The 13,783-nt window shown below is 37.6% G+C and carries 9 protein-coding genes; 4 read left to right on the top strand and 5 right to left on the bottom strand.

The features are described 5' to 3' along the window. Positions 1-26 precede the first annotated feature (26 nt). Positions 27-902 (bottom strand): DNA replication terminus site-binding protein, encoded by an 876-nt coding sequence (locus tag H5203_RS09400; RefSeq protein WP_145239018.1) that lies wholly within the window; start codon positions 900-902, stop codon positions 27-29. A 1,278-nt stretch (positions 903-2,180) separates the two neighbouring features. Here H5203_RS09400 and H5203_RS09395 point away from each other — a divergent pair. Then, positions 2,181-3,530, top strand: coding sequence for a class II 3-deoxy-7-phosphoheptulonate synthase (locus H5203_RS09395; protein WP_182819642.1), 1,350 nt, complete (start codon positions 2,181-2,183; stop codon positions 3,528-3,530). Between the two features lie 94 nt (positions 3,531-3,624). Here H5203_RS09395 and H5203_RS09390 read toward each other — a convergent pair whose 3' ends face one another. Further along, on the bottom strand, positions 3,625-4,434 hold the full coding sequence (locus H5203_RS09390) for a pyruvate, water dikinase regulatory protein (RefSeq protein ID WP_182819641.1): 810 nt from the start codon (positions 4,432-4,434) through the stop codon (positions 3,625-3,627). Between the two features lie 153 nt (positions 4,435-4,587). Here H5203_RS09390 and ppsA point away from each other — a divergent pair, with 153 nt between their 5' ends. Further along, complete coding sequence (ppsA, locus tag H5203_RS09385; RefSeq protein WP_182819640.1) at positions 4,588-6,963, top strand: phosphoenolpyruvate synthase; 2,376 nt, start codon at positions 4,588-4,590, stop codon at positions 6,961-6,963. A gap of 77 nt (positions 6,964-7,040) precedes the next feature. Here ppsA and H5203_RS09380 read toward each other — a convergent pair whose 3' ends face one another. Beyond that, entirely contained in the window at positions 7,041-7,250 is a 210-nt protein-coding gene (locus H5203_RS09380) for a PGPGW domain-containing protein (RefSeq protein ID WP_145239030.1), read from the bottom strand. A 149-nt stretch (positions 7,251-7,399) separates the two neighbouring features. Between H5203_RS09380 and H5203_RS09375 the strand changes: the two genes are divergently transcribed. After that, complete coding sequence (locus H5203_RS09375) at positions 7,400-10,456, top strand: FAD-binding and (Fe-S)-binding domain-containing protein (protein WP_182819639.1); 3,057 nt, start codon at positions 7,400-7,402, stop codon at positions 10,454-10,456. A gap of 55 nt (positions 10,457-10,511) precedes the next feature. Here H5203_RS09375 and H5203_RS09370 read toward each other — a convergent pair whose 3' ends face one another. Both H5203_RS09370 and H5203_RS09365 read right to left on the bottom strand, forming a co-directional pair. Further along, on the bottom strand, positions 10,512-11,702 hold the full coding sequence (locus tag H5203_RS09370) for a sodium:proton antiporter (protein ID WP_182819638.1): 1,191 nt from the start codon (positions 11,700-11,702) through the stop codon (positions 10,512-10,514). Further along, a complete protein-coding gene (locus H5203_RS09365; RefSeq protein WP_149980295.1) occupies positions 11,703-12,914 on the bottom strand; it encodes a tyrosine-type recombinase/integrase in 1,212 nt (403 codons plus the stop codon). It lies immediately after the preceding gene. 142 nt (positions 12,915-13,056) lie between these two features. Between H5203_RS09365 and H5203_RS09360 the strand changes: the two genes are divergently transcribed. Beyond that, positions 13,057-13,620, top strand: a complete 564-nt coding sequence (locus H5203_RS09360; protein WP_145239042.1) for a YSC84-related protein — start codon at positions 13,057-13,059, stop codon at positions 13,618-13,620. Positions 13,621-13,783 lie beyond the last annotated feature (163 nt).

Below are 13,783 nucleotides of genomic sequence, written 5' to 3'. Positions count from 1 at the left end.
GCTATATAGCGGCCTTTTTAACATAATTATTTATCAACTTGTTCCAAATATAATCTATCAACAAGAAAATCATACTCTCGTTTACGCGGATGGCTTTGTGGTTTTTGATAATCTGATAACGTACCTAGTTTTACATCCGGTTCAGGGTTTATCAAAATAAAAGGTAGTGCGGCACTAACATGATAACGATTTTGCGCGGTGTATCTCACATTTACTTGTGGGCTAACGCGGGTGGGGCGTCTTATTCGTAACTTATCTTTATCTCCTAAACTAGCGACACGTAATTGTTCTTGAGCAACGAGTGTTTGCCAACTGAGTTGATCTATCATTCTAGGATTGGAATAACCGGCTGATTTTTCGAGCATGGCTAGTGCCATCTTTTTTGTCAGTGTTTTAGTCGCGTGTTTATGCATCCAGGTAAAACGAACAGAAAAAGGGGAGTTTACTTCAAAATGAATTTTACGGTACGCGGCGAGTGTTATTAAATTTGGTATCGCATTATGAACCGCTTCAAAGCGAGCATCATTATTATCAATGGCTAGAATACATTCTTTAAATGCAGCTTTAGCTTTATTTAATTGTTGAATTCGAGCAACAAGTTGTTTTTGATCCGCATTTTTTATTACCAGTAACCCAGGGTGACGTTTTAAAACACGACTACTTAAGCCTGATTTTTTATAGATATCGTTAAATGAATTTAAAATCAACTTTTGGCCCGTAGCACCTGTAATTTTCGTAACATTGATCGATTGAGGGACTATCTTTTCATCGTTACTATCAATATCAGGCAATTGATAATAATCAGCCTTTGAATAATCGCATTGCATTAAATCATCAATAAAGTGATTAGTTAAATCACTAAGTAAATCGAACTGACTGCGAATTTGTACTTTAGTTACCATAAGAACACATCATACAATATAGATGATAATAGTCTACCATAGCCGCAGTTAAACTAAAAACAAAGCAGCGCACAATCACCTGTTTATTTATCGTTTAATTTTACTCGATGTTAAGTATATACTATAAATCAATTAATGTATGATGTGTTCTTTATTCTTGGTAAGGACCTTATAACGGATAGGTTGATAGTTTTTCTAACTTAAAAGTTCGATCATCTCTAAATAAGTATGTTTAAATATTGCCTTTGAGCTGATGATTAAGTACATCATGTTGCTGCAATTGTATAATCTCCGATGCGATAGAGGTATTTACCTCAAGTATAAGTTGTGTAATTAAAGGGTGAGGACTAACTCTATTGTAGTTTTCAGTTGCCAATGGATACTGGTATATCAATGCAATAATTTACGGGAGTTTATTGATGTGACTAATTCTATAAATTACTCTTAGGCAGACTATTTCAATTTTACTTCAGGGGATTATCTAATTTGAAATAGCTTACAAATTATCAGTCGTGCAGTTACAGTGAGTAAGTTGATGGCTGTAAGCACAAAGATAAACAGCGCATAAAGACTTTATAACATTAAGCTTAAGCAAACGTCGATATAGTTAAAGAGCTGAACTACAGTGATAACAAGCTGCTAAATCTATCTAGTTCAAATCAGACATTATAAAATGTTGTATGAACGCTGAGAAATAGGCCAATAAGATGTATAGGTGTTGGAGTCAAAATCAGCGCTCGAATATTACAATTACATACTATTGCTTAATTAAATTGCAGTATCATTTAGGCTTGAATTGACAACTATCAGTAGTTTGAGATACGTGCCAACATGAATCAAACAAGCTAGTAACAAGCGGCATCAGGCAAACTGAATTTCATTTAATTTAGCTATACCTCTGTATTACTCAGCACCCTTAGCACATATTTTAAACTTCAGCCATTTGATATAAAAAATAATCTAATTTTAACTGTAAAGTTAAGGTTACGTAGGATTGCAATATAAGTATGATGTGTTCTTATTTTTAGTTGTAGAGTAGGCACTTGATTAATTTACTACTGTCTCGCTGTGTTATTTAATTTTATGTTTTATATTAATAAGTTAAAAAACACCCTGTGCATATTTTAAAAAATAAAAAGGTGGCAGAACAGTGCAAATCATCAATAATATTTATCTCATAACTAAATAATTGATAATTAGCGAATATAGTCCTTGAACAGGGGCACTGCATACGTTAATTTTCATCTATCAGGTAAATGTAGGAATGAGGAAATTAATATGCAGTCGTGGAACCCAAATAGCTGGAGAGAGCTCCCAATACTTCAGCAGCCACAGTATCCAGATCAAGAAGCGCTGAAAACTGTTGAAGGCCAATTAAAGAGTGCACCGCCACTGGTCTTCGCAGAAGAGACCCGTAGTTTATTTAAACAACTAGAAGACGTTTGTGAAGGCCGTGCCTTCTTACTTCAAGGTGGTGATTGTGCTGAATCATTTAGTGACTTTAATGCCGCTAATATTCGTGACACATTTAAAACAATATTACAGATGGCAGTCGTACTAACTTATGGCGGTAAGTGCCCTGTAGTTAAGATTGCGCGCATGGCAGGGCAATATGCTAAACCACGCTCAGCAGATTTAGAAACCATTGATGGGGTATCTTTACCTTCATACCGTGGTGATATCGTAAATAATTTTGAGTTCACTGAACAAGCGCGTATTCCCGATCCACAACGCTTAATGACGGCTTATCATCACAGTGCAGCAACATTAAATTTATTACGCGCATTTGCACAAGGTGGACTTGCAGATTTACATCAGGTAAATCGCTGGAACATGGGTTTTGTTGCCGCAAACCCACTTAAAGAAAAATACCAACAACTTGCGGATAAGATTCAAGATGCGCTTGAGTTTATGGAAGTGTGCGGTATTAACTCAACAATTGCACCAAGCCTTAAAGAGACTGATTTATACACCTCTCATGAAGCGTTATTACTGGGGTATGAAGAAGCGCTTACTCGCCGTGATCATCTATCTGGCGATTGGTATGACTGCTCAGCACATTTTGTTTGGATTGGTGAACGTACTCGCCAACTTGATCATGCACATATCGAATTCTTTAAAGGTATTAAAAATCCAATTGGGGTAAAAGTTGGCCCAGGAATGGATCCTGACGACTTAATTCGTTTAATTGATACGCTTAATCCAGATAACATCCCAGGGCGCTTAACATTAATTACACGTATGGGTGCTGATGTACTTCCTGAAAAGTTGCCGGCCTTAGTACGTCGCGTTCAACAAGAAGGCCGTAAAGTAATTTGGAGTTCTGATCCAATGCACGGGAATACTGAAAAAGCGACATCAGGGTATAAAACCCGAAGCTTTGACAATATTTTGCGTGAGATCAGCCAGTTCTTCGCAGTTCATAAAGCTGAGGGCTCGTATGCAGGTGGTGTTCATTTAGAAATGACTGGCCAACATGTTACTGAGTGTACTGGTGGTGCTTACGGATTATCTGATGACGATCTAGCACAGCGTTATCGCACACAGTGTGACCCACGTTTAAATGCTGATCAGGTATTAGAACTTGGCTTCTTAGTTGCAGATTTATTAAAAGACGCACGTAAGTAGAGTTAGCCCAAAAAATCAAAAGCCGCATCTGCGGCTTTTTTAATGTCCGATATTATTTTTATACCTTGTGTAACTATAATTAGCTATATTGAAGTTAGTACTTACGTCGCTCAAGGTTAGTATCAGAAATGATCTTAGCGGAAATTTCTTCTACAGAGTGATGGGTCGAATTTAAATACGCCAGCTTATGTTTTTTATACAGCATTTCAACTTCGCGTACTTCGATTCGACATTGCTTAAGTGATGCGTATTTTGAATTAGCCATACGGCGTTGGCGAATATCAGCCAACCTGACTGGATCAATCGTTAAACCAAACAGCTTATGCTTATAGGCTACTAAGCACTGTGGTAAGTTACCCGAATCTAAATCTTCTTCAGTGATAGGGTAATTAGCTGCTTTAATACCATACTGTAGCGCTAAATATAAACTAGTTGGCGTTTTACCACTGCGGCTTACGCCGACCAAAACTATATCGGCTTCAGCATAGTTACTAATATTAGCGCCGTCATCATTAGTAAGCGCATAGTTCACGGCATCAATTCTAAAGTCATAACTTTTTTCATGCATTGAATGAGTACGATGAATTTTAGGCACAGGCGCTACTTTTAGTTCTTGCTCAATTTTCTCACTAAATGTAGTTAAGAAATCATAAGTAACGGCGGTCGATGAGCGAATAATTTCACTTAAATTGTGATTAACAAAAGTAAAAAAAACCAATGGTTTTTCGCCTTCGCGTTGTGCCGTTGCATTGATCAATGCTTTTATTTCGTTCGCTTTTTTTTCAGTTTCAACAAAAGGGATAGTTTTATGATTAAATTCAACGGGAAATAATGACAAAGTGGCGTGGCCAAATACTTCAGAAGTGATAGCTGTACCGTCAGAAATATAAAATGCAGTTCTCATATTAACCTTTTTATTACGTTTAATAGTTAAAATAGCCTCCCTACGGTTTACGTAAGGTCTATTGCCAGTGTAGAATGAAGGTGACCTTTTTAGAAGGTTTTCTTTCTTAACTCTCACAGTTATTACTACAATTTGTTTTTTGGAGAAAGATCCGTGCAAGAATACGTTCTCTGGTATCAAGAGCTTGGTATGCAAGATGTTCCTCGTGTTGGCGGCAAAAATGCCTCACTCGGCGAAATGATTTCTAACCTAGCAAACGCTGGTGTACAAGTCCCAGGTGGTTTTGCTACTACCGCAGACGCATTTAATGAGTTTCTTGAGCAATCAGGACTAAATGCAAAGATCCACGACATTTTAGACACACTGGACGTGGAAGATGTAAATACACTAGCAAAAGTCGGCGCTGATATTCGTCAGTGGATTATCGACACCCCATTCCAACCTAATTTAGACCAAGCCATTCGCGACGCATACAGCCAACTCCACGGCAATGCAGCAGACGATGTTTCATTCGCAGTACGTTCATCAGCAACAGCTGAAGATATGCCTGATGCATCATTCGCAGGTCAACAAGAAACCTTCCTAAATGTACGTGGTATCGACTCAGTAATGGTCGCCATCAAGCATGTGTTCGCATCGCTTTTCAATGACCGTGCCATTTCATACCGTGTTCACCAGGGTTATGATCATCGCGGCGTAGCATTATCTGCGGGTATTCAACGCATGGTACGTTCTGATAAGTCATCGTCTGGCGTTATGTTCAGTATTGATACTGAATCAGGTTTCGAAGATGTCGTGTTTATCACCTCAAGTTATGGTCTAGGTGAAATGGTTGTACAGGGCGCAGTAAACCCTGATGAATTTTATGTTCATAAACCAACACTTGATAAAGGTAAGCCATCTGTAGTGCGCCGTAATATTGGCTCAAAAGCGATTCAAATGATTTACTCTGCCGATCAAGCGCATGGTAAACAAGTAGAAATCGTAGATGTAGATGCAGCCCTTTCAAATAAATTCTCAATTACCGATGCCGAAGTTCAAGAGCTTGCAAAGCAAGCTGTGATCATCGAAAAACATTATGGCCGCGCGATGGATATCGAGTGGGCAAAAGACGGTAATGACGGCAAGCTATACATTGTACAAGCTCGCCCTGAAACAGTTCGTTCAAACGAAGATACGAATGTTATGGAGCGTTTTCAACTAAATGGCAGCAGTGCTGTTGTCGTTGAAGGACGTGCCATCGGTCATAAAATTGGCTCAGGTGTTGTTCGTGTACTTGATTCGATTAAAGAAATGGATCAAGTTCAACAAGGTGACATTTTAGTAACCGACATGACTGATCCAGATTGGGAACCTATCATGAAACGTGCTGCAGCGATTGTAACTAATCGTGGTGGTCGTACATGTCACGCGGCAATTATTGCCCGTGAGTTAGGTATTCCAGCAGTTGTAGGCTGTGGTAATGCAACTGACCTAATTAAAGCTGGCCAAGAAGTAACCGTATCATGTGCTGAAGGCGACACTGGCTTTATTTATGAAGGTATTTTAGATTTTGAAATCCTCACTTCACGTGTCGATAAAATGCCTGAACTACCAATGAAAATCATGATGAACGTTGGTAACCCAGATCGTGCATTTGATTTTGCACGCTTACCACACTCAGGTGTTGGTCTTGCGCGCGTTGAATTTATTATCAACCGTATGATTGGTGTGCATCCTAAAGCATTGCTAAATTTTGATGCTCAAACAGATGAGTTAAAAGCTGAAATCACACAGATGATTGCAGGTTATGAATCACCGGTTGAATTCTATATTGCTAAATTAGTTGAAGGTATTTCGACCTTAGGCTGTGCATTTGCACCAGAGCGTGTAATTGTTCGTATGTCTGATTTTAAATCAAATGAATATGCTAACTTAGTTGGCGGACAACAATACGAGCCTGAAGAAGAAAACCCAATGATTGGTTTCCGTGGCGCAGCACGTTATATTTCGGAAGATTTCCGTGACTGTTTCGCACTAGAGTGTGAAGCAATCAAACGTGTTCGTAACGACATGGATATGGCCAACATTGAAATCATGATCCCATTCGTACGTACCCTTGAAGAAGGTAAACGTGTTATTGAATTACTTGAAGAGCATGGTCTTAAACGTGGCGAAAATGGCTTAAAAGTAATCATGATGTGTGAACTTCCATCAAATGCATTACTTGCTGATGAATTTTTAGAACATTTTGATGGCTTTTCAATCGGTTCAAACGATTTAACGCAACTTACGCTTGGTTTAGACCGTGACTCAGGATTAATTGCCCATTTATTTGATGAGCGTAACCCTGCAATCAAAAAACTACTTTCTATGGCAATTCAAACTGCCAAAGCAAAAGGAAAGTATGTTGGTATTTGTGGTCAAGGTCCATCAGATCATGAAGATTTTGCTGCGTGGTTAGTAGAGCAGGGCATTGATTCTGTTTCACTAAACCCAGATACAGTACTTGAAACTTGGTTATACCTTGCTAAAAAATTAGCAAAATAATCGTTAAAGTATAAAAAATGCCAGCGTTATTGCTGGCATTTTTGTTTACTCAATATGTTATAGCCTATTTATAACTTTTATCGGGCTAACTTCTTATCTAAGAACGCGCAAGATTTTGTCAGCGCTTTTTGGCAAATTGCTAAATAATGGCGTGCTTTAGGGTAATAAAAAGAGAAACACATAAGCCCTGCAATAAAAAAGATCAAAGAAGGGCCTGGTACAATAGCAAAAAATAATCCCAGCAACATAAATAAACTGCCGACTAAAACTAATACACATTTTTTCATTTCAATTCCCTCGCAATTAAGCATCTACTATGAGTATAAGTAATCACAGTCTTTTTACGATAAAAAGAGTGTTACAAACTGTAAAATCTTCAATTTCTATTGCTCTTTAGCATGATATAATCGAACAAATGCCTTAATTTACTACCGTCATGATAGCAACTATTAGCCAACAAGATGCCGCGACCGATTTAGTCGCAAGTTACTTAAAAACTATAATTAAACAAGGGTTTACTGGCGACACTGATGCAAGCTATGCCACTCGTATAACTGCATCAACTGATAACAGTATTTACCAGCAGTTACCGCAAAGTGTTATTTTTCCTAAAACTGAAAAAGATATTCAAATTGCTCTGCAAACTGCTGCACAAGACCCTTATCTATCGCTGACTTTTGGACCTCGCGGCGGTGGTACAGGCACCAACGGTCAATCATTAACTCCCGGGATCGTAGTCGATTTATCACGTTATATGCGAGAAATCCTCGAAATTAATCCTGAAGAAGGTTGGGTTAGAGTGCAAACGGGCGTGATTAAAGATCAACTAAATGATTTTTTACGCCCTTATGGATTTTTCTTTGCACCTGATTTATCAACGAGTAATCGCGCAACAATCGGCGGAATGGTTAATACCGATGCATCAGGACAAGGCTCACTGGTGTATGGTAAAACTAGCGATCATGTTTTAGGACTTACCACTTATTTAGTCGATGGCACACAAATGTCAACGACACCAATTGACATTGATAAAGCCAAACTAATTGCCGAACAAAACACTACAATCGGTAAACTGTACGCAACAGTGCTTGATATTTGTTTGTCTGAGCGGGATGCAATTTTAGCCAAGTTTCCACGTTTAAATCGCTTTTTAACCGGATATGACCTAGAACATGTGCTAAGTGAAGACTTACAAACCTTTGATATGAGTAGGCTAATAACTGGCTCAGAAGGTTCGCTTGGTATTGTTACTGAGGCTAAATTAAACATCACTCCTATTGCTGAATTCAAAACCTTAATCAACATCAAGTATGATAGCTTTGATTCGGCACTGCGTCATTCACCGTTTTTGGTCGATGCTCGTGCTACCTCAGTTGAAACCGTTGACAGCAAAGTTTTAAATCTTGCACGTGAAGATATAATTTGGCATTCAGTATCGGACTTAATAACCGATGTGCCAAATAAGGATATGCAAGGGCTTAACATGGTTGAGTTTAATGCTGTATCGCCTGATGACATAAAAGACAAAGTTGAATCGCTATGTGCATTACTCGATGATTGCGTTGCACAACAAAAAAATGGCGTAATTGGTTATCAACTTACCAGCAGTAAGGCTGATATTTTAAAAATTTATGCCATGCGTAAGAAATCAGTTGGCTTGTTAGGTAATGTTAAAGGCGCACAAAAACCTTTGGCGTTTGCTGAAGACACCGCCGTACCACCTGAGAATCTTGCAGATTATATTGTTGAATTTAGAGCTTTGCTCGATAGCCATAATTTACAATATGGCATGTTTGGTCATGTTGATGCCGGTGTATTACATGTTAGACCGGCACTTGATATGTGTGATCCCGAACAAGAAAAATTACTGCGAGTGATCTCTGATGAAGTTGTTAAACTCACAGCTAAATACGGTGGTTTAATGTGGGGCGAGCACGGCAAAGGGTATAGAAGTGAATATGGCCCTGAGTTTTTTGGTGAGCATTTATTTAAGCAATTACGACTTATAAAATCAGCTTTTGATCCTAACAATAGGATTAATCCCGGTAAAATATGTACTCCAATTGAAAGTAAGGACTCACTAGTTAGCGTTGACGATCAAAAGCGTTCGTGGTTCGACAGACAAATTTCGGTTGATGTTAAAACTAGTTTTAATAATGCAATGACATGCAATGGTAATGGTATTTGCTTTAACTATGATGAAAACTCTCCAATGTGCCCATCATATAAAGTAACCGGTGATCGTCGTAATTCACCTAAAGGTCGCGCAAGTTTAATGCGCGAATGGTTACGATTACAAGAAGCAAAAGAGATTGATTTAATTGAGGTTGAAAAAGAACTTAATAAAGGTGAAGTGATCACCTGGTGGGAACGTTTTCAACATAGCCGCGATAAAAAGAAAGGCGTATATGATTTTTCTCATGAAGTTAAAGCCTCAATGGATGAGTGTTTAGCGTGTAAAGCATGTACCACAGCGTGCCCAATAAAAGTTGATGTACCGACTTTTAGATCACGTTTTTTAAATTATTATCACAGTTACTACGCGCGCCCACTTAAAGATTATCTAGTCGGTAATATTGAAGCCAGTGCACCATTAATGGCCAAATTTTCAAATGTAATAAATCCAATTGTAAAAACTAAATTAGTCAGCTCATTAATAAAAAAATCTGTTGGCTATGTTGATACACCCGTGCTTAGTTCACCACGTTTAACAAAACGAATTAATAAAACGCACGAATTTAATTTTGCACAACTTTCAGGCTTATCTCCCGAGCAACAAAGTGAGTATGTACTAATTGTGCAAGATCCGTTTACCAGTTTTTATGAAGCTGAGCTGGTAGAAAGTTTTATAAAAATAATTTCCGCACTAGGCAAGAAGCCAATACTGTTACCGTTTAAGCCAAATGGAAAACCGCAACACGTTAAAGGTTTTTTAAATGAATTTAAGATCACAGCAAAAAATGCAGCAACATTTTTAAATTCATTATCTGAAATAAATGCACCACTTGTAGGTTTAGATGCATCATTAGTAATGTGTTATCGGGATGAATATAATTCTATTTTAGGTGATGAACGTGGTGAATTTGAAGTGCTACTTGCTCATGAATGGTTAGCAACACAATCTTTTAAATCATTAGCTAACAAAGTTGATAGCAATATAACATTTACGTTAGTAAGTCATTGTACTGAAACAACCGCATTACCAAAAGCGGCGAATGTATGGCAAACAATTTTTACTGACTTAGGCCTAAAACTTAATACAACAGCAACAGGGTGTTGCGGTATGGCAGGTACATATGGCCATGAAGCGCAAAACCAAAAAAACTCTCGAGCATTATATGAAATGAGTTGGCAAGGTGTTGTAGAGAAAAATAAACCTGAGCAATTATTAGCAACCGGTTTTTCTTGTCGTAGCCAAGTTAAACGCTATGAAAAATTCAAACCAAAACACCCAATAGAACTACTAGCAGATAAGCTAAGCAATAACATTTAATATAAAAATGCCGCACGCTTTTAAAAAGGATTGCGGCATTTTTTATATCGTTTTTTTATTTTAAATAACTATCAGCAATAGGCTTGGTGCTCATACCATGAATAAAAACACTAAATAAAATAGTTGTCATAGCAATCGTAGCTATAAGGTATTTATTTTCGATGCCGCTATCGATCACCATTAAAGTAAATACAATAGATGCTAAGCCTCTCGGGCCAAACCAAGCAAAAGTAAAACGTTCTTTCATTTTTAATTTAGTAAATTGTAATGACAACATCACAGGGATAATTCGAATAAGCGTTGTACTCAGTAGTGCAAATACAGTAAGTGCCCATGATAATTCTGGCAAAACTAAATAGCTGCATACAAAACCAAATAAACACCAGATCAACAAACCAGTAAAGTCCGCGATGTGTTCACTATCTTCAACGAGTTTTAAGCGTAAAGCCTGATCGGTAAATCTATCAAAAATTAATCCAGCAACAAACACCGCAATAAAACCACTGCTATGCAAACTTTGTGCGATTGAAAAAATGGCCATTGCCATACCAACCACTAAAAATGGGCTACTATTATTTGAAAAATAATGACGTTGCATGGCAAATTTAATCGAGGGAATGATCAATCCCATTGCAGCAACTGCAACCAGAATAGCCACACCTAATTCACGCGCAAAAACAATGACCGTATCAAAAACCGAAAATGTAGATGCAGGCTCTTTTGCTAACAACATCAAGACTAAAAATATTGGCACACATAAACCATCGTTTAAACCACTTTCAGTATTGATCCCTTCACGAATTTTTTCAGGCACCGCGCTGCTATTTAATAATCCTTTACTAAGCGCTGCATCTGTCGGCGTTAATATTATTGCAACTAGTGCAGCTTGAATAAGTGTCAGCTGGGTAAACATTAAACTCGCAATAATAATTCCAGCAAACAAAGTAAGTGGTAAAGCAATAAAAAGTAATAGGCTAGGGTATTGAAAACTGTGTTTTAAAACCATCAGTTTGGTTTTTGCCGCATCAGTAAATAAAAATATGCTCAGTGTTAATTCTATTAAAGGTAATAAGTGATCTAAGTCTCTGGTTAAATATGCCGTTTTACTTGGTAGCATAAACCCGATCAACGCACCGATAATAACAAAAAACATAGGTCCGGTAATTTCAGCTCGCTCTAATTGATGCATAGATAATGAATAAATTAAAAAGGCTAAACCCACTGCAGCTAATACAACATATTCCATTTAGATTTTCCTTTTAAGTCCAGATTTTGCTCGTTCTTTGATATTTGTCTGAATATATATTTGATCGGTGGTGGCAATTTTTGCATGTCCTAAATCTTCTGATAAATGTTTTAAAGGGCGAGTTTGTGCATCATGCGTAGCACCAGTATGTCTGAGCCAATGCGCTGTTGCCGATTCTAGTTGCTCGGCATCATCAGTAAAGCCATCATCAAGTAAAGATTGTTTGGCTAAATCAAAACTTTGTTGAACTAAGCGACGAATTTGTCGAACGGTCATTCCGCCTTGACCACGAATTTTATGCACCAATGGATCAGATTCATCAACGCGGGGCAGGGCTGGTAAACCTCGGTACAACCTATAACGTTTTAAATAAGTTACAAAATCTTCACTGAGTGTGACATCACGTAATTTATTTCCTTTACCCATAATTCTTAAAAACCAAAAGCCATCATTATCTTGCCAAAAATGAGACATAACAGGCGACCATTGTGGTCGCTCTGATAGTTCAGAGATCCGTAAATAAAGACCTTTTAAACACGCTAAGGTAAATAAATTTCTTTCAAGATCAGGTTGTTGCTCACACTTATCACGTGTGACACCAAATACATATTCCCATTGAATATCACTCAAGGTATCAGGAATTTTTATTTGTGATTGCACAACTAAATAAGGGCTATTCTTTTTTACAACCGGTACAAAGTTAGCAAAGGTTTTTTCTTCTAAAATAGCAAACTTGTAAAATACATTTAAAGCAGTAAACATGGCAGCTAATGTTTGTTGGCTAGCAATAGATTCTTTGAGCATAAAAGGGCGCCAATTTTCGTTTAATCTACGGATCCCTTGCTCATCTTTATAGCGCCATTGCACTGAAGTCATCGCCCAGCTTTTATCGGGTTCGACCATAAAATCGACATAGGCTTCTATGTCTTCACGTTTTAATTCAAATACTGATTTTTCTGCGACTAACCAAGACCATAGGTAAAAGCGTTCGAGTTCGTTACGAAAACGATTATAGGTCGCTTCTGATTTTCGACCATAAACATATAAAAATTGATACAAAAATACTAATTCTTGCTTAGATTCAGCGACAGTCAAGCCAACTTGCTGTATAAAGGTGGCAAGTTCTGGGTATTCTGATTGCATTGTATCATCTTCAAGATGGGCAATTTGATACCGTAATTGTTTTAATGTATCGACCAAAGCAACAAGCATAATATAGTTATTTCTAATAAAATAAAGTAGTTACAGTTTAACTTTAAAGTCCGATACTGTCTAGTATTGGACTTAGTGAATGATTATATTGTTAAGCTGATCAGATAATATCAAAGCAATGTTGCTGGTTTAAGGAAGGCATATGAAAAAGTTAATAGTTTTAAGTTTAGTTGCACTAACATTAGTCCTGTCTGGTTGTGCTACAACAGGTAGTGCTTCTCCAACTGAAAAGCGTAATCTAGTGCAAAATATGCGAGCAGATACACTCAGTAAATTATACAAAGAAAAACCAGATGTTAAAGAGCAAATTAAAAATGCCGCTGGTTATGCAGTATTTGATAATGCTAATGTTAATGTTGTTTTAGCCAGCTTTGGTGGCGGCTATGGTGTGGTTAAAAATAATTTGACGGGTAAATCCACTTATATGAATATGGGTGAAGCTGGTTTAGGACTTGGTTTAGGTGTTAAAGACTTTAACGTTGTAATGGTTTTTCATAATCAAGCTGCGTTAAATCGTTTTATTGAAAATGGTTGGGCCTTCGGTGGCAATGCCGATGCAGCGGCAAAATACCAAGATAAAGGCGGTGCACTTGTTGCCGAAGCCATTGCAGATCAAGTAACTGTTTATTCATTAACCGAAAATGGCCTTGCATTACAAGCCGTACTAAAAGGCACTAAATTTTGGGTAGATTCAGAGCTAAATTAAGACCTCAAAACCCTTCTAAAAGTGGGCTAGTTCGTATGATTACGCCCACTTTAATTTATTTCAGTCTATGTAACATAACGTAATTTATGGGTCATCAGCTATCAGCTATCAGCTATCATCTATCAGCAAGCAGCTAAAAGCTATCATCTATCAGCTAAGATCT

The sequence above is a fragment of the Pseudoalteromonas sp. SG41-1 genome, from assembly GCF_014164575.1.
Classification (GTDB): Bacteria; Pseudomonadota; Gammaproteobacteria; order Enterobacterales; family Alteromonadaceae; genus Pseudoalteromonas; species Pseudoalteromonas rhizosphaerae.
Note: the sequence above shows the minus strand (reverse complement) of the source record. Positions and strands in the feature narration are given on the sequence as shown.